This is a genomic window from Dyadobacter sp. CECT 9275 (genome assembly GCF_907164905.1).
GTDB lineage: Bacteria > Bacteroidota > Bacteroidia > Cytophagales > Spirosomataceae > Dyadobacter > Dyadobacter helix.
Genome location: NZ_CAJRAF010000002.1, coordinates 472,568 through 497,069 on the forward strand (window position 1 = coordinate 472,568; position 24,502 = coordinate 497,069).

General features: G+C 43.9%; 25 protein-coding genes. 14 read left to right on the forward strand and 11 right to left on the reverse strand.

What is annotated here, in order from left to right; all coding sequences use genetic code 11:
- The first annotated feature begins 27 nt into the window (after nt 1-27).
- The 6 genes from KOE27_RS10140 to KOE27_RS10165 all read left to right on the forward strand — a co-directional run bounded on the left by KOE27_RS10140 (nt 28) and on the right by KOE27_RS10165 (nt 5,106).
- A complete protein-coding gene (locus KOE27_RS10140; protein WP_215238776.1) occupies nt 28-1,086 on the forward strand; it encodes an endonuclease/exonuclease/phosphatase family protein in 1,059 nt (352 codons plus the stop codon).
- 181 nt (nt 1,087-1,267) lie between these two features.
- Nucleotides 1,268-2,038 carry an EcsC family protein gene (locus KOE27_RS10145; RefSeq protein ID WP_215238777.1) on the forward strand — a complete coding sequence of 257 codons (771 nt, stop codon included), beginning with the start codon at nt 1,268-1,270 and terminating at the stop codon, nt 2,036-2,038.
- Nucleotides 2,039-2,093: 55 nt separating this feature from the next.
- A complete protein-coding gene (locus KOE27_RS10150; protein WP_215238778.1) occupies nt 2,094-2,879 on the forward strand; it encodes an MlaE family ABC transporter permease in 786 nt (261 codons plus the stop codon).
- A gap of 6 nt (nt 2,880-2,885) precedes the next feature.
- Nucleotides 2,886-3,644 (forward strand): ABC transporter ATP-binding protein, encoded by a 759-nt coding sequence (locus KOE27_RS10155; RefSeq protein ID WP_215238779.1) that lies wholly within the window; start codon nt 2,886-2,888, stop codon nt 3,642-3,644.
- On the forward strand, nt 3,644-4,654 hold the full coding sequence (locus tag KOE27_RS10160; protein WP_215238780.1) for an MlaD family protein: 1,011 nt from the start codon (nt 3,644-3,646) through the stop codon (nt 4,652-4,654). The genes KOE27_RS10155 and KOE27_RS10160 overlap by 1 nt, the downstream gene beginning before the upstream one ends.
- A gap of 83 nt (nt 4,655-4,737) precedes the next feature.
- Nucleotides 4,738-5,106, forward strand: a complete 369-nt coding sequence (locus KOE27_RS10165; RefSeq protein WP_215238781.1) for an Hpt domain-containing protein — start codon at nt 4,738-4,740, stop codon at nt 5,104-5,106.
- 14 nt (nt 5,107-5,120) lie between these two features.
- On the opposite strand, the gene KOE27_RS10170 is transcribed toward KOE27_RS10165, so the two are convergent.
- Complete coding sequence (locus tag KOE27_RS10170) at nt 5,121-6,299, reverse strand: glycosyltransferase family 2 protein (protein WP_215238782.1); 1,179 nt, start codon at nt 6,297-6,299, stop codon at nt 5,121-5,123.
- Nucleotides 6,296-7,219 carry a glycosyltransferase family 2 protein gene (locus KOE27_RS10175; protein WP_215238783.1) on the reverse strand — a complete coding sequence of 308 codons (924 nt, stop codon included), beginning with the start codon at nt 7,217-7,219 and terminating at the stop codon, nt 6,296-6,298. The genes KOE27_RS10170 and KOE27_RS10175 overlap by 4 nt, the downstream gene beginning before the upstream one ends.
- A 156-nt stretch (nt 7,220-7,375) precedes the next feature.
- On the opposite strand from KOE27_RS10175, the gene KOE27_RS10180 reads away from it, so the two are divergent.
- The 4 genes from KOE27_RS10180 (at nt 7,376) to KOE27_RS10195 (ending at nt 10,030) form a co-directional block, all read left to right on the forward strand.
- Complete coding sequence (locus KOE27_RS10180; RefSeq protein ID WP_215238784.1) at nt 7,376-7,894, forward strand: hypothetical protein; 519 nt, start codon at nt 7,376-7,378, stop codon at nt 7,892-7,894.
- Entirely contained in the window at nt 7,891-9,048 is a 1,158-nt protein-coding gene (locus KOE27_RS10185) for a response regulator (RefSeq protein WP_215238785.1), read from the forward strand. Before KOE27_RS10180 ends, KOE27_RS10185 begins: the two co-directional genes overlap by 4 nt.
- Before the next feature lie 3 nt (nt 9,049-9,051).
- Entirely contained in the window at nt 9,052-9,390 is a 339-nt protein-coding gene (locus KOE27_RS10190) for an STAS domain-containing protein (RefSeq protein ID WP_215238786.1), read from the forward strand.
- Nucleotides 9,391-9,478: 88 nt separating this feature from the next.
- Nucleotides 9,479-10,030, forward strand: coding sequence for an anti-sigma regulatory factor (locus tag KOE27_RS10195; protein ID WP_215238787.1), 552 nt, complete (start codon nt 9,479-9,481; stop codon nt 10,028-10,030).
- Nucleotides 10,031-10,034: 4 nt separating this feature from the next.
- On the opposite strand, the gene KOE27_RS10200 is transcribed toward KOE27_RS10195, so the two are convergent.
- Nucleotides 10,035-11,264 (reverse strand): glycosyltransferase, encoded by a 1,230-nt coding sequence (locus tag KOE27_RS10200; protein WP_215238788.1) that lies wholly within the window; start codon nt 11,262-11,264, stop codon nt 10,035-10,037.
- A 271-nt stretch (nt 11,265-11,535) separates the two neighbouring features.
- Here KOE27_RS10200 and KOE27_RS10205 point away from each other — a divergent pair, with 271 nt between their 5' ends.
- Nucleotides 11,536-12,633 carry a glycosyltransferase family 4 protein gene (locus KOE27_RS10205; protein WP_229252728.1) on the forward strand — a complete coding sequence of 366 codons (1,098 nt, stop codon included), beginning with the start codon at nt 11,536-11,538 and terminating at the stop codon, nt 12,631-12,633.
- A gap of 3 nt (nt 12,634-12,636) precedes the next feature.
- Here KOE27_RS10205 and KOE27_RS10210 read toward each other — a convergent pair whose 3' ends face one another.
- From KOE27_RS10210 to KOE27_RS10220, 3 genes are read right to left on the reverse strand one after another with little or no spacing between them, the layout of a single operon-like run.
- On the reverse strand, nt 12,637-13,455 hold the full coding sequence (locus KOE27_RS10210) for an alpha-1,2-fucosyltransferase (RefSeq protein WP_215238789.1): 819 nt from the start codon (nt 13,453-13,455) through the stop codon (nt 12,637-12,639).
- Between the two features lie 18 nt (nt 13,456-13,473).
- A complete protein-coding gene (locus KOE27_RS10215; RefSeq protein ID WP_215238790.1) occupies nt 13,474-14,835 on the reverse strand; it encodes a flippase in 1,362 nt (453 codons plus the stop codon).
- A 6-nt stretch (nt 14,836-14,841) separates the two neighbouring features.
- Nucleotides 14,842-15,786 (reverse strand): hypothetical protein, encoded by a 945-nt coding sequence (locus KOE27_RS10220; protein WP_215238791.1) that lies wholly within the window; start codon nt 15,784-15,786, stop codon nt 14,842-14,844.
- Nucleotides 15,787-16,037: 251 nt separating this feature from the next.
- Between KOE27_RS10220 and KOE27_RS10225 the strand changes: the two genes are divergently transcribed.
- The 3 genes from KOE27_RS10225 to KOE27_RS10235 are packed head-to-tail and all read left to right on the forward strand — an operon-like array spanning nt 16,038 to nt 18,621.
- A complete protein-coding gene (locus tag KOE27_RS10225) occupies nt 16,038-16,901 on the forward strand; it encodes a glycosyltransferase family 2 protein (RefSeq protein ID WP_215238792.1) in 864 nt (287 codons plus the stop codon).
- 55 nt (nt 16,902-16,956) lie between these two features.
- Nucleotides 16,957-17,856, forward strand: coding sequence for a glycosyltransferase family 8 protein (locus KOE27_RS10230; protein ID WP_215238793.1), 900 nt, complete (start codon nt 16,957-16,959; stop codon nt 17,854-17,856).
- Between the two features lie 6 nt (nt 17,857-17,862).
- On the forward strand, nt 17,863-18,621 hold the full coding sequence (locus tag KOE27_RS10235) for a glycosyltransferase (protein WP_215238794.1): 759 nt from the start codon (nt 17,863-17,865) through the stop codon (nt 18,619-18,621).
- A gap of 105 nt (nt 18,622-18,726) precedes the next feature.
- Here KOE27_RS10235 and KOE27_RS10240 read toward each other — a convergent pair whose 3' ends face one another.
- From KOE27_RS10240 to KOE27_RS10260, 5 genes are read right to left on the reverse strand one after another with little or no spacing between them, the layout of a single operon-like run.
- Complete coding sequence (locus KOE27_RS10240) at nt 18,727-20,199, reverse strand: O-antigen ligase family protein (RefSeq protein ID WP_215238795.1); 1,473 nt, start codon at nt 20,197-20,199, stop codon at nt 18,727-18,729.
- An 18-nt stretch (nt 20,200-20,217) separates the two neighbouring features.
- Nucleotides 20,218-20,361 carry a hypothetical protein gene (locus KOE27_RS10245; RefSeq protein WP_215238796.1) on the reverse strand — a complete coding sequence of 48 codons (144 nt, stop codon included), beginning with the start codon at nt 20,359-20,361 and terminating at the stop codon, nt 20,218-20,220.
- 5 nt (nt 20,362-20,366) lie between these two features.
- Nucleotides 20,367-21,539 carry a glycosyltransferase gene (locus KOE27_RS10250; RefSeq protein ID WP_215238797.1) on the reverse strand — a complete coding sequence of 391 codons (1,173 nt, stop codon included), beginning with the start codon at nt 21,537-21,539 and terminating at the stop codon, nt 20,367-20,369.
- The gene (locus KOE27_RS10255) at nt 21,536-23,722 is read right to left on the reverse strand and encodes a GumC family protein (RefSeq protein WP_215238798.1); all 2,187 of its coding nucleotides are present in this window, start codon (nt 23,720-23,722) and stop codon (nt 21,536-21,538) included. Before KOE27_RS10255 ends, KOE27_RS10250 begins: the two co-directional genes overlap by 4 nt.
- Nucleotides 23,719-24,387 carry a TolC family protein gene (locus tag KOE27_RS10260; RefSeq protein ID WP_229252729.1) on the reverse strand — a complete coding sequence of 223 codons (669 nt, stop codon included), beginning with the start codon at nt 24,385-24,387 and terminating at the stop codon, nt 23,719-23,721. Before KOE27_RS10260 ends, KOE27_RS10255 begins: the two co-directional genes overlap by 4 nt.
- Nucleotides 24,388-24,502: the final 115 nt, after the last annotated feature.

Here is a 24,502-nt window from a genome sequence, read left to right on the forward strand (position 1 = left end):
CACTCTATCCTGTTCAACCCATTTTACATGAATTCTGTAAAAATTATCCTGGAAATTATCGGGGCGTGTATGATTATTTTTACACTGGTTCCACTCATCCGGCACGACTACTGGATTTTCAGGGTCTTTGAGTATCCCCGGCTTCAAAAACTGTTTGTTACCCTGGTAATCCTCATCCTGTTTATATGCTTATTTCCAGTATTTTCGGGTTTCGGCCTGTTGTTTATCAGTTTGCTCACTGCCAATGCGCTCTACCTTTTTTATCAGATTTATCCATTTACTTTCATTGCAAAAAAGGTATTGCTCAATGCTCGGGAAAACCGGCCCCACAGCAGAGTAAAAATACTATCGGCCAATGTATTTCAGGACAACCGAAATACAACGGGTTGCCTGGCAGTAATAAAAAAATACGATCCCGATATTGTGCTTCTTCTGGAAACGGATCAATTCTGGTACGAGGAAACCTCCTCTCTACAAAATGATTATGCGTTCCAGGTAACTGTTCCTCTGGAAAATACCTATGGCATGTTATTGTATTCAAAACTGGAACTGACTGACACCAGTGTGCACTACCTGGTTGATAAAGAAATACCGTCCATAGAAGCAACAGTACACCTGAAGTCGGGTGAGAAGATATCTTTGCATTGTGTACACCCCACCCCACCGGTACCCGGAGAAAATCTTTACTCTACTGAAAGAGACAAGGAATTGCTGATTGTGGCGAAAAAGGTGAAAGAATACAAGAAGCCGGTTGTGGTGGTCGGAGACCTCAACGATGTGGCCTGGTCTTACACGACCGAACTTTTTGTGAAGATAAGCGGGTTACTGGATCCCCGAATCGGCAGAGGATTTTACAATACCTTTCACGCCAAATATCCATTTTTAAGATTCCCGCTCGACCATGTTTTTTGCTCGACCGACTTCAAACTCGTTCGTTTAGAGCGACTACCGAATTTTTCTTCCGACCACTACCCTATCCTGATCGAACTACAATACGAACCGCAGGCTGAGCTGGAACAGGATGAACCGGTGGCAGATTCGGACGAGAAGCAACTGGCCGAGGAAAAAATCAATAAACCCACCTAAATAGATAACGTCTGTGGTAACGTTCCTGATTTTCGGCTTCAGGAACTTGATTATGCAATTTAATTTGGCGTATTTACCAAAGCCTGCCACAACAAGCGAAGTTCTGGAATGATTTTTGATGGAATGGTAAGCAATCTAATCAGGAATAAATACTGTACATTTCTGAACCGCCGGAATCCACATGACAAACTACGAGGAACAAGCCTATAAGGAACTTTTGCTTTGGGAGAAAAAAATGCTGCGAAAACCATCGGCAGCTGGAAAACTTTCCAAAAATATCCAGGACAAAATTAATGGCTGGATTCCCGATAAAGTTCACAAAACAGTTACGACGGCCATTAAACAAATGACCCGGGGCGTACTGTTCGGGGCGGAGTTCATAAATTCGGAACCGAGCCTTTCCACTTCATTGGAAGAAATGGAACAGGAGGTTCTCAAAAAGATATCCTTTTACCGCAAAGCGGGTGCAGCAGAGGGCGGTATTACCGGCGCAGGCGGGTTCTGGTTTTCTCTTGCCGATTTCCCGCTGCTGCTCGCACTGAAAATGAAGTTACTTTTCGAGATTGCTTCGTCCTATGGCTTTTCGGTGCTTGACTATCGTGAACGAATATTTATCATGCACATATTTCAGCTGGCCTTTTCCAGTCAGCAGAATAGGCAGAAGGTTTTCTCGCAGATAACCAACTGGGAACAGAACAGTAAATACCTGCCGGATGATATACACCAGTTTGACTGGAAGACCTTCCAGCAAGAATACCGAGATTACATTGACCTGGCAAAACTTGCCCAGCTGATCCCAGGTATAGGAGCGGCCGTTGGCCTGGTTGTAAATTATCGGCTGATAGACCACCTTGGAAAAACGGCTATGAATGCCTACCGGATGAGACTGGCCGAAAAAGGAAAGTTTCGGCTGGACCAAACTCCAGCAATGGCTTTATTCGGCACCCTCTAATCCAGAAGTATATGAACAAGAGTTATATATCAAATACAATACTCCTCCGTTTCCGATGATGCAAAAGAGAAAGTATGTTTTTACAAAAAATCTGGATTTTGCCTTCCTGTCCGTTTACAATGGTTACAAATTTTTCATCCGTTTCTTTCGTGAAGTATTCAAAGGCCGGATGGAGTTTAGTGAAATGGTTAAACAATGTTATGCCATTGGAAACCGGTCTCTCCTGCTGATCAGCCTCACTGGCTTCATTACCGGAATGGTCTTCACCAAACAGTCGCGCCCTTCCCTGGCTGAATTCGGTGCAACTTCCTGGCTTCCTTCGTTGGTTTCCATCGCAATCATCAGGGCATTGGCTGCTTTGGTAACGGCACTCATCAGTGCAGGAAAGGTTGGTTCCAGTATCGGAGCAGAACTGGGTTCTATGCGGGTAACCGAGCAGATAGACGCCATGGAAGTTTCAGCAGTGAACCCGTTTAAATTTCTGGTAGTGACCAGGGTACTGGCTTCCACCATTACCATACCCATCTTAATGTGTTACTGCGGGATTGTGGCGTTACTTGGTGCATTTCTTAACGTAACCCTTAACGAAGGTACCAGCCTGATCACTTTTATTCAAACCGCTTTTGAGCAGATCACTTTTCTGGATATTGGTACGTCGCTGGTCAAGGGAATTTTTTACGGATTTACGATTGGCATTGTAGGCTGCTATCAGGGATATAACGCCAGTAAAGGCACAGAAGGTGTAGGTAAAGCAGCCAACTCGGCCGTGGTAATTTCCATGTTCCTGATCTTTATTGAAGAGGTGATCATTGTTCAGGTTTCAAATTATTTCAGAGTTTAAAAGTATATGGAAAATACCCAAAGAGAACCGGTTATTACCATAAGAGGGCTTTATAAATCCTTCGGTGACCTGCACGTTCTGCAGGGAGTGGATCTGGATGTTTTCAAAGGTGAAAATGTGGTGGTACTGGGCAGGTCCGGAACCGGGAAGTCTGTACTTATCAAGATCATAGCCGGATTGCTGACGCAGGATAAAGGCACTGTTAATGTTCTAGGGCACGAAGTATCGTCCCTGAATGAAAAGGAATTACGCAACCTCAGGCTGAAAATCGGGTTCTCCTTTCAGAACAGCGCACTGTACGACAGTATGACGGTAAGGGAAAATCTGGAATTTCCTTTGGTGAGGAACGTGGCAAATCTGAAACGTTCGGAAATAAATGAAGCCGTTGAGTCCGTACTGGATGCCGTGGGGTTGCTGCAGACGATCAATCAGGTACCTTCTGAGCTTTCCGGAGGCCAGCGCAAACGCATCGGCATTGCCCGGACCCTGATTCTGAAACCGGAAATTATGCTTTACGACGAACCCACAGCAGGACTTGATCCCATTACGTGCCTGGAAATCAATCAGCTGATCAATGAAGTCAAAGAAAAATACCAGACCAGCGCAATCATTATTACCCACGATCTTACCTGTGCTAAAGAAACCGGTGACCGCGTTGCGATGCTGCTCGACGGCCACTTCATAAAAACCGGAACCTTTGAAGAAGTATTTGATACCCAGGAAGAAAGAATTAAAAGCTTTTACGATTACAACTTTATTCAATAATGGAAAATACAGAAAAACGCTCAATAAAAGTTGGCCTTTTTGTCGTGCTTGGTGTACTAATCTTTGTGGCAGGTGTACTGACCATAGGAAGTATGAAAAAACTGTTCGGTTCACACATCATTGTCAAAACGATATTTGATGATGTGAATGGCCTCAAACCAGGTAACAACATCTGGTATTCCGGTGTAAAAATCGGAACGGTCAAAACGATCCGATTTCTGGGCGACTCACGTGTGGAAGTAATGCTGAATATCGAAGAAAAGTCAAAACAGTTTATCCGCAAAAATGCAAAAGCCAAAGTGAGTACCGACGGTCTCATAGGTAATAAAATCATCGTCATATATGGCGGAACCCAGAAAGTCGAATCCATCGAAGACGGTGATGAACTGGTGGTAGAGAAAATTGAAAGTACAGAAGAAATGCTCAGCGTACTGTCAGAGAACAATAAAAATCTTTTGGGTATCACCAGCGCCTTTAAAACGATCAGCAAAAATATTTTGGAAGGAAAAGGTACCGTGGGTATGCTGCTCAACGACGAAAGGTTATACAATGATGTGGACCAGACTCTTGCCGCATTGAAAAAAGCCTCTTCGAATGCTCAGACACTCACCGCATCCCTGTCAACCTTTACGGCACAATTGAACAAAAAGGGTGGTCTGGCCAATGATTTTGTAACGGATACCGTCATCATGAGGGATATCAGAACCACATTGGGAAAACTGGACGAAACGGTGAGCTCTGCCAATATCATGGTGGGAAACTTAAAACAAGCCAGTGAAGGAATCAATACCAACAAAAACAGCCCGATAGGCGTGATGCTCCATGATGAGCAAACGGCAGCGAACCTCAAAAACACGATCCATAACCTGGAAACCACTACGGAAAAACTCGATGAAAATATGCTGGCGCTGAGATCTAATTTTCTTTTTCGGAGATATTTTAGGCGTAAAGCAAAGGACGAGGAAAAACAGAAATCAATTTCAGACAGCAGCGCCCAGGGTTCGAAATAATTTCATAATTTTGTAGTACAAATGAAGATGTTGCCATAAAACTAAAATTTTCTGGTAACCGCACCCGATCAAAGTAAATTATAATGACCCTAAACATTAACTCTTCGCTTGACGTTACCTATCTGTCCCAGGTTTATGGGGATGATGCAAGCATAATCAGCATGATCTTTGAAGCATTTGTTTCTGATTCCTATCCCCGGTGGATGGGCTTAAAGCAGACACTGGATGCGGGCAATCTGGCCGAAGCAGCCAGTGTAGTACACGGTATCAAGCCATCGTTTACGATGACAGGTATTACTTGGCTCCGCCCGAAAGTGGAGGAGATGGAACGTGCCATAAAGGCCAACGCGGATGCAGATACCCTTTTCAATTTCTATGCCGAAATATCTGCAGAACTAGGCCCCCTGATCCCAATTCTGGAAGAAGAGTCCAAACGCCTCGCATCGCTTTAAGCCTTGTGCGACATTCAGTTAAGGGCTTGCTTTCGTACTGATTTTTCCCAGGCGGCACTCTGCTTTCCTTTAAAATAGCGGACCATACCGGCCAGGACTGCGTAATTCATCACACAAAAGTAATAGGGAACAAAGAATCCCTTGATCTTGATCTTGCGCTTTTCCAACAGCCAGCCAAAAGCGGCAAAAAGGTAAAAAAGAAATTGTGCCACAAGCAGCGATGTATATACCACTCCTGCCTTGTGATATACCAATATCACGTTCAGGATCAGTACCAGCATCATCAGAAACGGTGTGACGGTCCAGCGCAGTACTCTGTGGCTGATGTACTGAAATGACAAAAGAGGATATCTGACAGGATTTAAAAGTGGTTTCAAACGCAAAATGGACTGAATTCCGCCCGCTGCTATCCTTATTTTCCGTTTCAGCTCTTCCTGAATATTATCTGACGACAACTCTGTAGCATATGCTTCGGGTTCATAGATAATCCGGTAACCCTGTTCGGCAATGAGCATGGATATCATAAAATCGTCCAGAATGGTATCTGCCTCCACATCTTTGTAAAGAGACCTTCGGACGCTGAATAACTCACCCGCTGCACCCACAACCGAATACAGCTCTGAGTCCCATTTTTTCAAAGTGGACTCATATTTCCAGTAAATCCCCTCTCCTGCCGTCGCATCTGCTTCTTCGCCCTGGAGTACACGCTTTTCACCTGACACCGCGCCCACAAAAGGGTCTGAGTAATGCCTGGCAATCAGCGGAAGAGCGTCCTGATTCAGAAAAGTATTAGCGTCGGTAAAAACAACAACTTCCGAAGTAACCGTTTTCATAGCCCGGTGTATCGCATGAATTTTGCCACTTCTGGCAGCCGTGTGCAGTAAGTCGATTCGGGGATAGTCACTGATCAAAGCAGGAGTATTGTCGGAAGAACCATCCGTTATAAAAACAATCCTGAGCTTTTCCTTGGGATAATCCAGTCCGAGGGTATTGGCAATCTTATCCAGAATGATACCCTCCTCGTTATACGCAGCAACCACCAGCGTGAGCGACGGCATATTCTGATCCAACCCGGGTACCATCCGCTTTCCTTTCAAAATCCTTCTGATTTTAACCAACACGAAAAGGACAATACCATATCCCAGGAAGGCATAAAATACAATGAAGAGGCTAATCCAAAAAATCGCTATCATATCTGGCCGGGTATAACGTATCCTAAATGCTTACTATCTGTTTTATTGGTAAAATGCCACGCAACAGCTCTTAACAAAACCGGGATGAAACTGAATTCTCTTTTTACCACGTAGGACAAGAGGTTACGCGGAACCACTGTGGCCAGAAAATACAGAAAAAAGACACAGAAGGTACCCAAACCGGTGTTTTTGCGGATGAAGAGAATGCGGTTTCGGTTCATGAAATACTCTTTCAGAGCAGACCGCTTTCCTACCGACACCGATTCCTTATGATAGATGAGTACAGAAAGATCGGTATGGATCTCATAACCTGCGCGCCTGATGCGCTCACACCAGTCCAGCTCTTCATAATACAAAAAGTAGTTCTCGGCCATTCCGCCGACCTTTTCCAACGCTTCTCTGCGGATCATCATCGCCGCTCCATGTATGTACCCAGTCACTCCCGAAAGAGAATCATACTGTCCTTCATCTTTTTCAAACTGACCGATACAGCTGTTTCGCGCAGTAAAGTAATTCATGGGAGTATAACCCGCATACTGCAACATACCGGGCTGGTCGAAATAATGGATTTTAGGAGAGATAATGCCGATAGCCGAATTACCTTCCATGGTACTTACCAGCCCGCCGATCAGACCCGCCGTTACCTCCGTATCATTATTGATCAGGAATAAGTAATCTCCCGTTGCGCTTGCTATCCCCAGGTCGTTCCCTCCTGCGAATCCGGTATTGACCTCCGAGCGAATGAAAGTTATTCCCGGATAGGTAGCCTTCCAGGTTGGCACGGGATTATTTCTGCTGCCATTATCCACCACAATTATTTCCAGCGGCTTGTAGGTATTCACTTCCCGTAAAGATTTCAGCAGTTCCTCCGTGACTTCTGGTTGATTATAATTAACTGTAATGATAGAAACCTGTTTCATTCAGGAGTTATTTGAATATAATAATTTTAAATATGTAAATTTAAATGGAAGGATAAGTAGAATCATTTCAAAATTACCAATAAAAACTTAGTTTTAAGAAAAATCCAACCCTACATTTAGTAACGAAAAAAAAAGACTTCATCCTAAACTTGAACAATGGCAAAGCCACGGCATTATAATTTCGACAAACCCGAGATCGAAGCAGAACTGGTTGAAATTAAGATCCAGGAACTGATAGATATCCTCCAGAATGCCAGGCTGGATGCGCAGCGATCCGTTGTATATCAGCAGAGAATTTCCGATGCATTTCAAAAATCTGCAAACTTGCAGGGCAAGATCAAACCGTTTCAGGAACTGGACAAGGAGAATAATCTGTCCAGGGAAGAGTTATTGGAAGGTCTGGAAAAGTTGCTGAACGAGAACCCGATCGATACCGAGATCAGCCGGAGTTATCTGCGAAAGCAAACGCTTCAGAAAGTAATCATCTGCCTGTTCTCAGTAGTACTGGTAGCCACTGGTTTTGCCATGATTATTATGCCGGCACCCGTAAGTTTTGAATTATTCACTGTCTTTTACTTTAACAATAACGACGGTGTGACCATCATGGATCTGGTCTCTCTTCTTATTATACTAGGAGGTGTATTTCTTTTTGTAATAAATTTTAACAAAAAATGATACCTTTTACTGATTCTCCCCAAAAGGTAAAAAAGATACTTTTTGTTGAGGACAACCTTTTTTTTCGGAAAGTTGTGTCAGCTTCTCTGGCCAAAGCATCCTACGACGTATTTACAGCTGCCTCTGCCAGCGAAGCACTGCGGATCTTAAAGGAAGATGAGCCCGACCTTATTCTTTCAGATTACGATATGCCCGAAATGAACGGTTTCGGTTTCCGTCAGGAAGTACTGCGCCATTCCAATCTGAAAGATATCCCATTTGTGTTTCTGACCTCCTTCACAGACAGTACCCTCGTACTGGAAGGTCTCAACATGAATGCGATTGATTTCATTAATAAAGAAACGCCTATTCCGGTAATCGTATCCAAGCTCAGTAACATCATTCGATCATTGGAAACGGAACATTTGCGGTCCGTTAAGGAACTCAGAATTGCGGCCGAGGCCATTAATGTAAAATCCGTTCCTGCACTTTCACCTCAGCTCAACGGATTCAGGATATTTTTCTGGCATAAGGGTTTCAGGGGATATCCCGGAGGAGATTTTATTGATTTTGTAAAAGTCAATGATCGGTACTGCTTTGCACTTCTGGGTGATATTATGGGAAAAAAATGGAAGGCATGGTTCTTTACATTCGGATTCCTGAGTTACATCCGTGCTGCGATCCGTTTCTGCGTACTTGACGACGACTTTTCGCTCAGCAATATTGTACACAAAATCAATAAGCTGATTTGCCTGGACGAAAGTCTTCAGAATATCCTGTCCAGCCTGTCCCTGTTACTCATAGACTGTGAAAAAAATACCATTAAATACACCGGAGCAGGAGATTTGCCACTTGTTAATTATAAGGAAGAAGGTGGTACAACATCCACGGTAATTTCCCAAGGATTGCTCCTGGGGCTCCTGGAAGATGGTTTTTATGACGAACAGACGGTCACCATGCAAAGCGGAGACAAGCTCGCCATATTTACGGACGGGATGATAGATATCCCGTCTAATGGTACAAAAAAAAGCGACTATCCATTTTTTGTTTCCAAAATAAGGCCCTTTCTTTCAGAAAAAGAAAGCTTTAACCTGATCCGATCCAATATTCTGGCACAGATCAATGATGGTAATCAAATGGATGACGCCAGCATCATATTTATCGAAAAACTATAAAAAATGATACTCCAAACACAAGAAATTCAAGGGATAACACAGGCTACGATCCTTCCCTTTGAAGCAAGCCTTTCCAACGCTGAACAGTTTAAAGAAGAGATGATAACCTTACTGGCCAACGGGGCAAAGCTTATTATGGTCAGTTTCGAAAACGTCAGTTACATCGACAGCTCCTTTCTGGGCGCTCTGGTGGTAGCTCTGAAATATGCCATGCCGCGTAATGTGGACATTTATCTGGTTTCTCTTAAGCCCGATGTACATGACCTTCTGAAACTCATCAGGATGGACAAAGTATTTAAGATTTATAAGGATTACGACCAGGCTATGTCGGCTATTAGCTGACCTGCCCTAAGAGTACTCAACGAAACGATTTGGCCAGATTTTGGCTATCATATTATTAATACGTCAGCACCAAACATGACGTGAATTCATGAAAGAAGATATAAAACTGTTATCCATCCAGTTTCCCAACCAGGCCAAGGCTATTCCGGAAACCATCAGGACCTGCCTTGAAGTTATTGAGAAGGCACTGCCGCCCCATCCGGGAAACTTACTATCCCGGATGAAGTGGGTATTGGCCGAATTACTCACCAATGCCACGAAACATTCAGGGAAAGCTGAAAGTTATGTCGGTATTTACAAAAAAGATAACTGGATTATCATTGAGAAAATGGATTCCGGAAAAACACTGACTTTTGATAGTTCTGTTATCTCCTGGCCACCTTTGAATAATCAGATAGGGCATACTTATGAAATATATCACAACGGGATGGATGTGCTAAAATTACAAATTCAACAGAAGAACCAGGCATTGTTCTATGTTGAGGAGGCACCCGAAACTTACATGCCAAAGTTGCTGTGCGAAACGAGCGAGCATTTTGGCTTACTGATCATTACAAAGTCATGCGACGAATTTACCTATGAATTTGAAGAAGATATTCATCTGAATATTTTCACCTGCGCTTTCAACCTGTCTGATTAACTCCCTAATTCCGGAATACCTCGGCCATTTCTTTTTCGAGAAGTCCTTTAAATATGATTTCAGCTATCTCGTCAACCCGCTTTTCCCAGGTGTTGGCGGAGGCAACTGCAATCCTTCGTTCGCGCTGTGGAGTGCCGTCGCTGGCTAATGCCTCGTGAATTGCCTCCGAAAATTCGGCCGCATCACTACAGTAAGCGACGGTATCTTCAGTAAAATCGGCGAGGTCAGGATTGAAGTCCGTACATACTACAGGTTTGCCGGCACCGAGGTATTCAAAAAGTTTCAACGGAAAAATGGTGCGGCTGAATTCATCCTTTTTGAAAGGAATCAACGCTACGTCAAAACCCTTTACCATGGCAGGCATCTGATGGTAGGGTACCGGCCCGGTGAAGGTTACATTTTTCATTTCCGTGAATCCCGCAGGTACAAACTCCTCGGCAACAGGCCCTACAAACACGAAATTCAACGAAGGGTTCCCGTATATGACCTCCGTAAGCAGGTTATAGTCAATCCTTCTTTCGATAGCACCAAAATACCCGATAACTGGTTTGGAAACTCCTGCCAGCAAGCTGTTCACCTGCAGTAAAGGGTCTAAAACCTTTATACTATGACTCAGATCCGCAGCATTGGGCACAAAATAAGTAGCGGGATTAATTTTCTGTTTTTCGCTGAATAGCTGCTTACTGCTGCACAGTACAATGTCACTCTTTGCTATCACGATATCCTCCGACCGGCAACCATGTTTTCTTTCAAAAGCCAGTACGAGCGGGTCGAGGCAATGGTATACCTGCAACCTGGCCTTGAGCCGATCAGCCAGTAGGGGATAGTGAAAATTAAATGAATTGATATAGAGATACTTATCTATCCCGTATTTTCTAATAAATCGCTTTAACTTAAAAGCGATCAGGTACTCATTAAAGCTTAACAACGCCCTGAAAAAGCGGCCTTCGGGCAGGAAATTGATCGAAAGCAGCACGGGAGGAATAATGACCGACAACCCGGGTGTGTCCGTTTCTACCAGTTCCGTATTGAAAAGGGAAAAGTATTTTTTACGGAGATTGTACCTGGCAGTTCCCTTGGAACTCCAGTAATCCTTTATGGTATAGGGATTTTCTACATAATAAACCCGGTTGTATTTCGCCAAAAGCCTGGCCGTGGTGTAGTTGGTTGATTCGATCTCCGCATCAAGCCTGGGCAAGCCAAAAATAATGATCTGATGTCCGTTAAGTTTCATTCCGGTACTTTTCTGAAAAATTTGGGAGTGACAGAAATAGAATAATCAGCTCTCAACCAACCACCAAATAAAATTCCTACATTTATATTCCAACTGATATTAAGTAAAAAAAATCAAGGCTTGCAGATCCTACCAACTTGCTTTCCGCAATTTAAATCCCGTTTAGGAGCGCCTCATTTTAACGTCATGCGGGTTAGTATTTGTAGTATTCATTTGTATTGGTAAAGATCATAAAATATATTTAACAATAGATAAAACACCTCAGTATTCTATGATCAAAGTGCTTTTTGACCATCAGAAGTTTACCACCCAGCGTTATGGTGGCATCAGCAGATATTTTGCCAATATTATCCAGCAGATCAACCACTCTCCCGAATTTTCCTGCGAAGTGGGTTTTCTGTACTCCCGCAATCATTACCTTAAAAATGAGCAAACCGCAACAGACCGTGTGATGGAACGCTTGCTCAAATCACAGTTCATCGACCGAAAACTGTTCCAGTTGAATGAATCCTATTGCAAATATCTTGTTGGTAAAAACAACTTTGATATTTTTCACCCCACCTACTACGACCCATATTTTCTAGGTTCTCTCAAAAAGCCGCTGGTAACCACCATACACGACATGACGTATGAGAAGTTACCGGAATATTTCTGGGTACATGACTATCTTACGCACAACAAAAGGTTACATATAGAAAGAGCTGACGCCATCATTGCTATTTCGGAAACGACAAAAAGTGATCTGCTCAAATACCACGATGTGGATGAATCCAAGGTATCGGTCATTTATCACGGGATAGACTCCGCACCTTTGATTTTCAAACCGGTGGATGGCCTTCCCAAAAACTACCTTTTGTACGTGGGCGACAGGAGTGGTTATAAAAACTTTTACCTTTTCATGGATGCCTTCAAAAAGCTTTCGGCCAGGTATCCTGACCTCAACGTGGTGTTAACAGGGGGAGGCCCCCTGGGAATTGCCGACAGAGAATTGCTCTATCGCCTTAAACTAACGGATCGCGTGAAACATGTAAACGTTACAGACGAGCAGCTGAACTATCTTTACCAGAACACTATTCTTTTCGTGTACCCATCTCTGCATGAAGGTTTTGGCCTGCCCATTCTTGAAGCTTTCAAGGCACAGTGCCCGATACTCCTCAGTAATACACCCTGTTTTAAGGAAATTGCGAGAGACGCGGTCGCCTATTTTGAAGCACACCTTATGGAAGATCTGGCTGATAAAATTGAGATGTTCCTGACCGATTCGACCAAACGCGAAACTTTCATTGCCAAAGGGAGCAAAAGGCTTGCAGATTTCCCGCTTGACGTTTCCATACACCAGACGCTGGATCTTTATAAATCGCTGGTCTGAACCTCAGGGCGATTGCAGCACCTCCCGCCAGATGAAGCGGTCGGTCATGATTCCTTTGGGATGCTCGCGGCCAATCCGGAAACCAAACCAGTTTTTGGGGGCAATCACCATATTCTTCTTAGGACTGAGATAGGCAGCCCACCAGGCAAAAGTACTGTTGGAAATGATGGCAACGTCGGCATGATGGATCAGCTGAAAATCGATGATCTCGGAGTTGCTCGAAAAAATGTAGTTATCCTTGTGCGGAAATTCTGCTTTGACAAACGCCATGTCGTCACTCACAAAAAACACCTTGTAACTATCCAAATCTTCAATAGAATTCAGTTGCCTCTTAAAATAGTCGATGGGTAACGATATATCTCTTTTCCCGTAGGACAGGTAATCGGTGCGGCGGATATGTACCACAACCGTTTTGTGATTTTTAAAAATGGCTCCGAACTCCCGCTCAAACTGATCCCGGAACTTTTTCCGAATAGGCGACCGTGCACTTTCAGGAAGATGTCTGATGTAAAAATCGGATTGGAAAAACCCATTATAAATCGTGAAATTAACCGGTTTGTGTTCTTTGGGTCCAAAAAAATTATGGACATAAATATCCCTGAAACTTAAAATCTTAGGAAGCATCCTTGCAAGCACCGAATAGGCCTTAGAACGCAGTGTAAGGTTATGATACCAGCCAAAATCAAAATACCTGGCCAGATAGGCATGGTGAGGGTTTGTAAAAAAGTAAATTTTACCGTTATCTCTAGATTTGAGATACAACATGAAAAAATACTGAAACAGCTGGTTTCCCAAACGCCCGTTGAATTTGATACCGACCATAAAATCCTATTTCTGTGATTAATCTGGCTGCCCCAGTTTACGCTTTAACACCGGTTTGATATACTTTTCAAAAAATTCGGGGTAAAATCTGAACAGATAAATAATTGTGTTCCAAAGACTAACACCGATTTCCCTTCTGAGAATAATCTGAGCGACCGCAAATCCCACGATATTGGAAACCAGCGTGGCATAAGCCGCCCCCATTACTCCTATCCTGAGAATAAAAATATAGTTAAGACCAAGGTTGACAATGGTGGTGCCGAGTACTACCAGGAAAGTGGTCCTGGTTTTTCCGATAGAATCAAGAATAGTACCAAACTGGCGACCATAGGGAATGAGCAGGCAATACAGTAACGTCACGTGAAGCAGCGGAATGGAGTCGGTATACTTTTCACCTGCGATAAAATGTATGACATAATCAGAGAAAAAATACAAAAACAATACACCCGGAAGCACCAAAGCCAGCGTGGTACCCACAGATTTTTCATACAGGTATTTGATGGCCCCGCCCCCCTCTTCTTCCATCCTGCGGGAACTTTGCGGAAACACCACCACCGCTATGGCGTTGCCGGGGATATCAATGAGATTGGTGATCCTGACGGCAATGTTGAAAGCGCCTGAGGCAGCAGGTGAAAGCATCCCACCAAGCATCATTTGGTCCACAGTTCCGGACAAAAGTGAGCTGACCGAGGTCCCAAACGCATACTTACCATATCCGAAAAGTTTTCCCAGCCAGTCTCGGCCTACCACCGACCGGGAAATCTTGAAATTATTCCTCACAAATCGGTAAGCGACTATGACGCTCAAAAAAGCGCTGAAAGTCTGCACCCAGACCAGATGTACCAGTTTAATCTGAAAACCAATCAAATAGGTGATCAGGATAAAAGAAAAAAAAGACGCCTGCCGTATGAAATTGGTAATGAAAATCCCGTTGAATTTAAGGTTGGCCTGTTCGACCGCGTTGAACTGCGTGAGAGCTCCTGAAAAAAGAAACACCAGTACATACACATATAAAAGGCTTATCAGCTGCGGCGAAGACCATACCGTGCTAAGATAAGGCGCAAAGGCAAGCAGTAATACAACGCTTGTGATGGTAATGATCCCGCTTATGAAGGTTGAAGCCGTGATGATGGCCGAATGCTCTTCGGGCCGGGACGAGGACAAGTATTTGACAAGTGCATTTTGAATAAGCCCCCCGCGAATCGCTTCCAGAATGGTAGTAACCGACATAAAAAGGGTCCAAACACCAAAATCCTGCTTGCTCAGGACGCGCACCAGAATATAAAAGCCCGCGAAGCCAAAAAAAACTCCAGAGAAATTCTGAAGTACATTCAGTATCCCCGATTTAATCCAGTAATGATCCTTGGCTTTGGATTCCATTCTTTATCAAGCGTTTACGAAATAACTGTCAACGTAAGCTTTTACATCCTCATCGGATTTTGCATGAAGAATGCGGGCACCTGAAAACTTGGGGTATAATTTTTCAAAACATTTGAAATGATGCTCCGGACCCTTTTTTGAAAGAATCAGATTGATGCCACCAAAATAACTGGCCAAAGTTGCCGTACCGCCATGAATAGAAATAAAATGTGAGGCATTTGCATATACCATCAGCTGAAGATGGTTAAAGTTTCTGGCATTACCCTCATTCCTTGCAAAAAGGTCCTCCATCAGGATCACCTCAGGATACTCACTTGCCAGCCAGCTGAATTCGTCCATATCATAAATGTCGCTGTTGTCCATCGTGATATTCTGAGGTCTTGGCCTGTTATAGATGATAGTAAAACGGTCTTTCAGCTTATCCAGCATAAACTTAAGCATTTCGATACTGTAAAAGCTGACAGGCGGGCCGTCCCATTCCATATTATAACGGTTGGCAATGATCAGAATGGGCTTGTCATACTGATAAACATTATTCTTGTAAACCTCCTTCAATGGCACCGGCAGCCATTTTTTCATATCATAGTTCTGGCTGTACAACACCCTGGGCATCTCGTAATTGTAGTTGCCCTCATTGGATCTGGTGTCAAAACGCTCCTCATGGTTTTCAGAAAAGAAATACAGTTCCTTGGTATACCTGGAAGAATGTGTCCCTTTCAGCGTTCCGTTTTTGAAGTGCCAGTAGGCAAACGGCAGGACAAACTGGAGCTCCGGCGCAAACTCTCCCTGGAAAGACAGTTCCTTATATTTGGGCTTGAAAAAATAATCCTTAAGAAGGTATTTGAGCTGGACAACCTGACAATAATAAGTATCCCGGTAGTAATATCTGACATCTATTGGTAGCCGTCCATACCTTATCCATACAATTAAGCTTAGTATTTTATTTAACATACCAAAATTTCGTTGAGCGCGTCAACCATCCGGAATGACGGCGATTTTCAGGCTTGTTTCGTACAATAATGAGAACTTGGACCTTAGGCTTCCTGGCCCAAAAGTAGAATTATTTTATCAAAATAAAATTAATGTTCCAGAATTATCTTAGGCAATTAAATAGAAACTTTTTTTCAAGTTATATCAATTAAAATTTAACTTTGAAATAAAATCAGTACATCCCTTGCTCAATAACCTGCTCAGTTTATAATATGTCTCTTTTCAGCCTCCCGGGATGGGTAAAGTCTCATTTATATCCACAAAAAAAATTCAGTGATCTTACTGATAATGAGATAAATGAACTAAAAAGAAGAATCAGTTTATTCCATAGTGACCAACCAGATGTATCCGTTGTAATACCTGTCTGGAATGAGCAGGACAATATTTTCCGCACATTGTCATCGCTTTCGGCCAATGTTACCCGGTATAAAGTCGAAATCATTGTCATCAATAATAACTCGTCCGACAGATCACAGCAGGTACTGGATCAACTCGGGGTTATCAGCTATTTCGAACCCCGGCAGGGCATACCTTATGCCCGCCAGCACGGCCTGGAAAAAGCAAAGGGAAAGTACCACCTCTGCGCCGATGCCGACACCCTCTACCCTCCTCAGTGGATAGACCTGATGGTGGAACCGATGGTTAAAGATACCCATGTTAAAGGTGTCTATGGCAGGTATTCCTTCATTCCCCCCGAAGGCAGCGGAAGATTCGGGCTTTGGTTTTATGAACTGATCACATCGGTTATCATCAGAATCAGAAAACGCAAACGCGAGTATCTCAATGTTTACGGGTTTAATATGGGCCTCGTAACCCAAACAGGACTGGAAACCGGCGGCTTCAATACCGTTACCAACCGTAAGTACGGGGGTTCTGTGGGGAGTGATTTTGAAAATGATTCAGAAGACGGGCGAATGGCCAGAAACCTCCGTACCAAAGGCATTCTCGAACTTGTAACCCATCCCAAAGCGCGGGTTTTCACCTCTTCCCGCAGGCTCATGGATGACGGCAGTATCTGGAACGCTTTCAAAAACAGAGTGAAAGTACAGTTGCGTCTCGCTAAGGAATTCGCCTGAAAGCAGTCAGGCGCTCTAATATATCAATAACCTAAACAAGTTCCCGCCAATCCATATGACTACCACGGAGCCCATTAATATTGTTGTAGCAAGTAACAACTTCTACGCCATTCTGCTCGGAGCACTCGTTAAATCAATTGAACTTACGCATAAAACAGCTGAAAAAATTGATCTGTATATCATAGACGACGGGATTTCAAAAGAGAGCCGGGAGAATATCCGCGCGTCGGCCAGTGAAGAGGTAATCAGGATGAAGTGGTTTAAATCAGCCAGTGTTATTCCCGACAATCTTGTTAAGGTACCGTCGGATAAATCGGCCATGCCCATGACCACCTATCTGAGGATATTTGCACCCTACATCCTACCGGAGGGCACCAAGAGATATATTTATCTGGACGTGGACATGATTCTTCAGGAAGATATTTCAAAACTTTGGAATTCGGATTTGGGTGATAATATGGTGGGTGCTGTCCAGGATATTTCCAAAACCGTGAGCAACAGCTGGGCAGGTATCCCCAATTATAAGGAACTTGGCATGCCGCCAGAAACCAAATATTTCAATGCGGGCTTGCTGGTGGTGGATCAGGAAAAGTGGCTGAAGGAGGATATGACCAACCAGGTAATCCAATGTTTATACGACAACGGCCCCTACGTGAACCTGGCGGATCAGTATGGACTCAATGTGGTGTTGTACCAAAAATGGAAAGAGCTCGACCCCAGATGGAATACCTTCGCTAACGATGTTATTGAGGTCCCAGATCCATTTCTGATACATTTTCTCGATATAAAACCCATATACCGCGCATATAACGGCAACAAGCGTTTTGGGGACGAATTTTATAAATGTCTGAAACTGACCCCCTGGAAAAACCACAAGCCGATTCCAGAATACGTGCGGATTTCACGTAAGACATTTAGCAAAATGAAGAAAATTTTCTTTTCCTATCTCAAATAATACTGCATGTATAATTTTCCTGACGTTACCCTGCTCATTACCCATTACAACCGCAGCAGCTCGCTGGAAAGGCTCCTCAGGGCGTTTCAAAAACTGGAATGCAATTTTGGAGGCATCGTGGTGTCTGACGACGGAAGTAAGCCGGAGCACCTGGACTATATCCAGAATCTGACAAAAAGTTATGACTTTACCTTGGTTACAACTCCAGTAAATAAAGGATTAGGCAACAATATCAACAAAGGTCAGGACGCTGTAAAAACCGATTTCACGCTTTATGTGCAGGAGGATTTTGTACCGGAACCCATTTTCCCGCCGAATTTTGAGCGGGCATTGAAGTTTATGCATGAAAGGCCTGACCTGGATATGGTAAGATTTTATGCCTATTTCAACTATCCCTATTTAAAGCCTGTTGGTGACGGGTTTTCCGAAATGCTGTTCAAAATCACCTATCCAGGTTACCGGAAGTTTTATTATTACAGTGATCATCCCCACCTTCGGAGAAGTACTTTCTTTCAGAAATTCGGCAGATACGTAGAAGGAATAAAAGTAGAAGCGACAGAGTATGAGATGATGATGTCGGTACTACGAAAAAAGGGTAAGTCACTGTTCTTTAACGAGTATACGTCCCTTTTTGAGCAAAAGAATTCGGAAGATGAGCCCAGTACGGTTCGACGGAATATGTGGCGCGACAACCAGAATCTGCTGATCGTTGCCATGAGGAACCTGTACCGTCACCTGAGATTCAATTATAATTATCTGAAATAGGCCTTTCTGTAATGGTTATTCGTAATGGACGGGTTTGCTTATAGCTTTTGAGCCGCCCGCCATGCCGTATGAGGAGATGAAGGCAACAGAAACACGGGTAACTGATCAGCTTTCAGTTTCTTCCTGAAGGCTGATTTTCCTATCCAGCTTGTACGTAACCTGAATGATAGCAATGGCCAGGTAAAACAGGATATTGTTGGGATATTGTACCAGTGCCTCCTGCGGAAAATTACCAATGTGCAGGGTAAAAAGAACCATGGTCATCGCCAGGCAGTACATTTTTAGTTCGGGGTTCCGGATGAGGTAAAAATTCTCAATACCAGATTTGAGCACAATGAACATCAGGCAACAGAAAATGAATAATCCGATCCAACCCATTTCAACAGCCACCCGGACATAGCCGCTGTCGGGCGGGAAAGACGCCAGAAAGGAATACGGCGCAAACCTCACGCCCCACATCCCCGTTGCTCCAAGGCCTCCACCCATCGGATGTGTAAGGATATAGGGCTGAATACGTTTCTGGTTATTTTTTCTGACACTGTATGAGGCATCCTCAGAAGGCCGGAACGCACTCTGGAAACGCACCAGAGAGGGATTACCCGTCGGGATGTATATCATTACGATGATGACAAAAGCCGCAATGGTAGAAAAAAGCATGATCCTACGGCTGAAATGCAGGATGGCAAACAGGATGAGCGCGGCAGGTACCAGTACATACGCTCCTCTTGTCCCTGAAAAGAGCATGGCGTTCAACATCAGAAAGGTAAAAATCACTAAAACCGTCTTTTTCCAGTTAGCCAGCGGGCCCGAGACAAGCGAAATACATAATACAGCGCTGATCACCATGTTATAGGAAAACTCAACCGGGTCCGAAAAAATGGAGTACTTTCGCCAGTGCCCGTCTATGAACATCAGACTGACGGCCAGCGGGTCACTTTCCATGCCGGCCAGTTCGGACGCTGCAATTCCGATGAGCTCCTGCTTATAAGCATACACCGTAGCTATAAAAGCCAGTATCAGCCATAGTTTTAAGAGGATTCTGATGGATTTTATCGAATTGATCTGATAAACAAATACAAAATACATCAAGGTAAGAATGGCTATTGTACGTACGGTATATACCCACGCAAGCCGTGACTCCGCCCATGGATTAATGACTTCAAGAATATTATAGCCGATCCAGATCAGTATGATCGTAGCCACAGGGCCCTGAAAGATCTTCCAGTTGGGTTTACTTCTCTGCTGTATAAAAAAGCCAAGCAATAATAAGCCCTGCATACCATCCAGCACGGTCCCCAAGGGAAAAGCCACACCCAGCCTGAAAATAAAGAAAAGCATGAACGCCATGATCATGATACAGGAAATTCCGAATATCGGGTAGGCTATCATACCATATACAACCGGAATTCCGATCATTGCAATCAGGATCAGCAGGCCAGCCACGATCCCCCCCTTGGCAGTAACAACACCCAGCCCAACGGCGATCACCACGATAAGACCTGCCCCCACAAGCGTCTGCGGAAGTGAGCTCAGCGACCTATACTTTAACGGCATGCCTATGTTTCCTGGATCCTTCAATAAAATGACTGGATTGAATTAGAAGAACAATATTTTAAAAAAGAAGAAAAAAACACTGATCAGCGCCACAAGCAAAGCAACCACCCGGGTGACGATCTGCACCTTCGTCAGCTCCGGTTCCGTATTTGCCTTACGTGTTTTATTTGTGGGCAGGATCCTCATAAGTACTAGTTTTCAAATTCCTTTTTCACATTATGCCTGGTTGCAACGGATATCTTGTTAGCCCTTTTCGCTTTCAACAATGATACAATCTGCAGGTACATGAATTGAGGGATTCCTTTCAGTGACTGATAAATACGCGGATCGGTATCACTGCTGATTAAGGAGAAAAGAAAACCCGACACAAAAATACACAAGCCTGTAAACCAAGCCAATACCATCCAGGGAGATATCAGCAGGTTAACCAGCATAAACAAAACAGAGAGTATCAGAAATATAAAAAGTGGTGGACGCAGAAGTACCAGGCCAAAAATGAACCGGTTCCAGTCCAACCCGAGGATACCCTTCCCTACCAGGCCGAAACCAAGCGAAAAGTATTTAAACCAGGTGTTGATCCATCTTGCCCGCTGGTTGACGAGTTGCTCCGAACCTGTAGTTTTTTCATCATATACCAGCGCTTTGTCGGCGAAGGCAATACGATATCCACGGCTTACGATCGCATGCTGAAGCACTTTGTCGAACCCGGCGCCGGAAATATCCAGATGTTCCAGACATTGGCGGAATAAAGAGGTGGTAAACGCCATTCCAGACCCTGCCAGCGTGGCGGAAGATCCTGCGCCAAAAAGCACCTTGCCATCATAATAATGGTAATAAATATCCCTGGCAGCATCCAGACGGGCGTACATAGTGTCCAGATTCTTAGCGCTTCTCACGCCCTGAACAGCCTCAAAACCCGATTGAAAGAAATGATTGAGGACCGTAAGGTAATCTCTCGAAACCAGATTGTCGCTGTCGATAATGGTAAGATGTGAATGCGCCCTGACAAAGTTCCTTATCGCGTAAAAATGTGAACGTACATTCCCAGCCAGTACAGTTTCGGGCCTGAGCAGTATCACTTTCTCAGTGTCAAAATGGAGGCCGGAGATATCACAGTTATCTGCCACTAGATATATCATGTAATTGGGATAGTCCAGTGCAAGCACCGAATTCACTACATCCGGCAACTGATCTGTTTGTTCATAGGCGGTGATGATCACGGCATAATCAGGCAGGTCAGCAGACAATATCTTCTCCTGAATCGTCCCCCGCACTGCCCGGATAACCGCCAGTAAAACCGGAAATACGAGTTGGAAACCAATAAATGCCTGGATCAAAATCCATAAATAGCTAATCAGTATCATACTTCTACCTTCCTGTTTGTTTTTCCAGCCTGCTCCGCAATATCCCTGGTACCGGTAAGTACCCACCCCGTAAATTTGGAGCCAAGGCTTTTGAAGTAATCGATTTTGGATTTGTCTTCCGCCCGGATGGTTTTTCCCGAAGCAAAAACGGACACAACCAAATCGGCAAACGATATCCACTCCTTTGCTTTGTTCATGGCAACCAGGGAATCTGTTTCTATCAGGATCACATCAAATCTGGTTTTGAGCATTTCCAGCGTTTGCCCGATCTGCACTTCATTCGCTATTTCATTCAGAGAGGTATCTCCTCCATGATTACCCAGGATACTGATTCCATCGTTCTCCGGTTTGGTGATCAGATGATCGTTTCCACGTAGTACACCTTCCAGAAAAACCGTTCCGCGGTTCAGTTTCGTAATATGTTGATTATTAAAATTACCATCAATGATCAGTACACTTTTATTCATCTTTGAAAAAGCCCAGGCAAGACTAATGGTCAGCAGCGTTTCTCCCTCTCCCTCACCTAGGCTTGTGATCACGATGATTTTCCGACCAGGACGTTCCGCATCGAGCTCGTATCTTACAGAGCGTACCAGGTTCCTGAAAAGCAAAATTGACTTTTCAGTTGTAGATTCATTCTGAATTTTCCGGAGATCCAGCCCGCCCGAAACATAGTTGAGATACCCCACTACGGGTATGTCAGTTTCGTTGGCCAGCTGTAAGGGGTATCTGATCGAATTATCAAAATAAAAGAGTATGAAAAAGACGAAAAGGCAAAATGTAAAACTGATAATACCGGACAAAATCAGCAGTACCATTTTCTTGGACGGCTGGACGGTCCCGGGCATGGCCTTTTCTGCAGGCTTAAGGTAAACCGGGAAGCTCGATTGCATCGTAATATTATTATACCGCTGCAAAGCTTCCATGTATTCTTTACTGGCAATGTCAATACTGGCTTCAAATTCCTGAATCTGAGCTTCATTAGGTACCAGGGCATCAAATTTCTGGTTCAGCCTGATGAGTTCTTCCTGGATAGAGGATACGCTGTTGACCGCAAGTTCAAGCTCAATCTCCAGTGTCAGTTTTTGGGTGACCAGATTTTCCTTGGCCACCATTGGATTATACACGTAACGGTCAGAGGCTTCGTTAATCTGCCTGGCGAGCTTACCTTGTAATGAATCCAGCATGGGCTGGTATTTTACGTCAAAATTATTCCGGACATAGGTTTCATTCAGTGACCTCAGTTGCTGTTTGGTGGTGAGAATTTCCTGGTTAACGTCTGTGAGTGCGCTTTCCAGATAACGTCTGTCGGCGGGGTTAAACTTATTGTCTATATTTTTGATGGCCGCGCCGTACGCTTTAATATCCTTTTCGGCTATTTCCCTTTTAGACTCATACTCCGCAATTTGCCCATACAAACTTCTGGCTTGTTCATTGAGGTTCAAAACCCTGTTTCTGATCTTAAAATTACGCAGATTGTTCATTTTGTCTGCAAGTGCGACCCTTTTCTGCCCCAGGAATTCAGTTAAAAATGAAATAGCACGATTGTTGTTATCGATCAGGCGGGACGAATAGTAAGAAATAAACTCTGAGGATAAGGTATTGATCAGAAATGCCGAAAGCTGCGGGTTTTCTGCCTCCGCATCTATGCTGATATAGTCACTGCTTTTTACCCTGTAAATATTAATCTTGGATTGGATGGACCGGTGATCATAGCCTAGCTCCTCCAGCATGGCAATGATCTTATCATTATCCTTGTTGCCCTGCAAAAGTTCGTCCCTGGCCTTCAGTTTTTTATCAATCAAAGCAATGTACCTGGCCTTTTCACCATTACTCATCGCTTCGGTTATTTTACCTGGTTTACGGAACCTAGTAGCGGGGGCAGCGCGCAGATCGTGTAACAAAAGCTGGTAAGAAACCTGATCAAGGACTTTTTTCAGCGTCATCATCTGAATGATGTTATCAAATTTCCGGTTTATCTCGGAATCCTGATCCTTTTCCGCAGTGGAAAGTACCTGCTCCGTTTTATCAACGAGCCCGGTAGCAATGCTTCCATGCGATTTAAAGGTATCGGGTAGCTCCCGCACCAGAAAATAACACAGCACCAGCGTAACCAGGGGTACAGCAATTAGTATAATCCGGTTACGGTTCAGCAGCCTCAGGAATTGTATTAATTCTGTCATTTTATATTCTCAAGTTTTTCTCCTAAAAGTTCTTCCAGCGAACTCTTTGCAATAAGTACATCCGTTTCAGCGGTAATTTTAACCTGCTGCTGGCCGGTTACCATGTTCAATACATTATTGTAGTTCTCGAACGTCGTCTCTCCCTTTTCAAACTTATGTCTGATACTGGAGAGGGCAGCTTCGCCATCCAGCAGCGCATTGGCTCTGATCCTTAACAAAACAAGACTCTGGACATACGTGAAATATCTTTTCTTGACATCCGCCTCCAGGTTCAGGTCATAGGCCTCCTTTTCATACTGGAGTGCCTGCTGTTCCATCTTGGCCTGCTTGATCATTGAAGGCTTCTGAAGCAACGAACCAATATTGAAGAAAAAGCCAAACTGGTATCCGTTCAGGAAATTGGGATTAATTGCGTTGGCATACTGTGAAGGGCTGTACACGTAGGAAAAAGACAGGACTTCAAAATAAGAAAGCTTGGCCCTTTTGATACCAAAATTCCCCATTTCGACCCTGGCGCTATACATCCTGGCCTTGGGGTAATTTTTTTGAGCTACTGCCAGAAGTTTATCCAGATATTCGTAGGAAACCTCCGTGTGAAGAGATTCCTGGGCGTGGGATACAATGGATAAGGAAAGAAAAAAAAGCAGTAAAATGATACATCTCATATACATTCAATAGCGTACTGTACAACAAATTAAAATGACCTTGGTTTACAGGACAGTTAAATAAGCCAAAAAATCATTTATCGAGGTGGGGGGGTAGTATCCGGATCAAGTACTC

Excerpts from the sequence above, each read along its gene's own strand:
- KOE27_RS10140 (WP_215238776.1), top strand. The coding sequence starts at position 28 with ATGAATTCTGTAAAAATTATCCTGGAAATTATCGGGGCGTGTATGATT.
- KOE27_RS10145 (WP_215238777.1), top strand. The coding sequence starts at position 1,268 with ATGACAAACTACGAGGAACAAGCCTATAAGGAACTTTTGCTTTGGGAG.
- KOE27_RS10150 (WP_215238778.1), top strand. The coding sequence starts at position 2,094 with ATGATGCAAAAGAGAAAGTATGTTTTTACAAAAAATCTGGATTTTGCC.
- KOE27_RS10155 (WP_215238779.1), top strand. The coding sequence starts at position 2,886 with ATGGAAAATACCCAAAGAGAACCGGTTATTACCATAAGAGGGCTTTAT.
- KOE27_RS10160 (WP_215238780.1), top strand. The coding sequence starts at position 3,644 with ATGGAAAATACAGAAAAACGCTCAATAAAAGTTGGCCTTTTTGTCGTG.
- KOE27_RS10165 (WP_215238781.1), top strand. The coding sequence starts at position 4,738 with ATGACCCTAAACATTAACTCTTCGCTTGACGTTACCTATCTGTCCCAG.
- KOE27_RS10170 (WP_215238782.1), bottom strand. The coding sequence starts at position 6,299 with ATGATAGCGATTTTTTGGATTAGCCTCTTCATTGTATTTTATGCCTTC.
- KOE27_RS10175 (WP_215238783.1), bottom strand. The coding sequence starts at position 7,219 with ATGAAACAGGTTTCTATCATTACAGTTAATTATAATCAACCAGAAGTC.
- KOE27_RS10180 (WP_215238784.1), top strand. The coding sequence starts at position 7,376 with ATGGCAAAGCCACGGCATTATAATTTCGACAAACCCGAGATCGAAGCA.
- KOE27_RS10185 (WP_215238785.1), top strand. The coding sequence starts at position 7,891 with ATGATACCTTTTACTGATTCTCCCCAAAAGGTAAAAAAGATACTTTTT.
- KOE27_RS10190 (WP_215238786.1), top strand. The coding sequence starts at position 9,052 with ATGATACTCCAAACACAAGAAATTCAAGGGATAACACAGGCTACGATC.
- KOE27_RS10195 (WP_215238787.1), top strand. The coding sequence starts at position 9,479 with ATGAAAGAAGATATAAAACTGTTATCCATCCAGTTTCCCAACCAGGCC.
- KOE27_RS10200 (WP_215238788.1), bottom strand. The coding sequence starts at position 11,264 with ATGAAACTTAACGGACATCAGATCATTATTTTTGGCTTGCCCAGGCTT.
- KOE27_RS10205 (WP_229252728.1), top strand. The coding sequence starts at position 11,536 with ATGATCAAAGTGCTTTTTGACCATCAGAAGTTTACCACCCAGCGTTAT.
- KOE27_RS10210 (WP_215238789.1), bottom strand. The coding sequence starts at position 13,455 with ATGGTCGGTATCAAATTCAACGGGCGTTTGGGAAACCAGCTGTTTCAG.
- KOE27_RS10215 (WP_215238790.1), bottom strand. The coding sequence starts at position 14,835 with ATGGAATCCAAAGCCAAGGATCATTACTGGATTAAATCGGGGATACTG.
- KOE27_RS10220 (WP_215238791.1), bottom strand. The coding sequence starts at position 15,786 with ATGTTAAATAAAATACTAAGCTTAATTGTATGGATAAGGTATGGACGG.
- KOE27_RS10225 (WP_215238792.1), top strand. The coding sequence starts at position 16,038 with ATGTCTCTTTTCAGCCTCCCGGGATGGGTAAAGTCTCATTTATATCCA.
- KOE27_RS10230 (WP_215238793.1), top strand. The coding sequence starts at position 16,957 with ATGACTACCACGGAGCCCATTAATATTGTTGTAGCAAGTAACAACTTC.
- KOE27_RS10235 (WP_215238794.1), top strand. The coding sequence starts at position 17,863 with ATGTATAATTTTCCTGACGTTACCCTGCTCATTACCCATTACAACCGC.
- KOE27_RS10245 (WP_215238796.1), bottom strand. The coding sequence starts at position 20,361 with ATGAGGATCCTGCCCACAAATAAAACACGTAAGGCAAATACGGAACCG.
- KOE27_RS10250 (WP_215238797.1), bottom strand. The coding sequence starts at position 21,539 with ATGATACTGATTAGCTATTTATGGATTTTGATCCAGGCATTTATTGGT.
- KOE27_RS10255 (WP_215238798.1), bottom strand. The coding sequence starts at position 23,722 with ATGACAGAATTAATACAATTCCTGAGGCTGCTGAACCGTAACCGGATT.
- KOE27_RS10260 (WP_229252729.1), bottom strand. The coding sequence starts at position 24,387 with ATGAGATGTATCATTTTACTGCTTTTTTTTCTTTCCTTATCCATTGTA.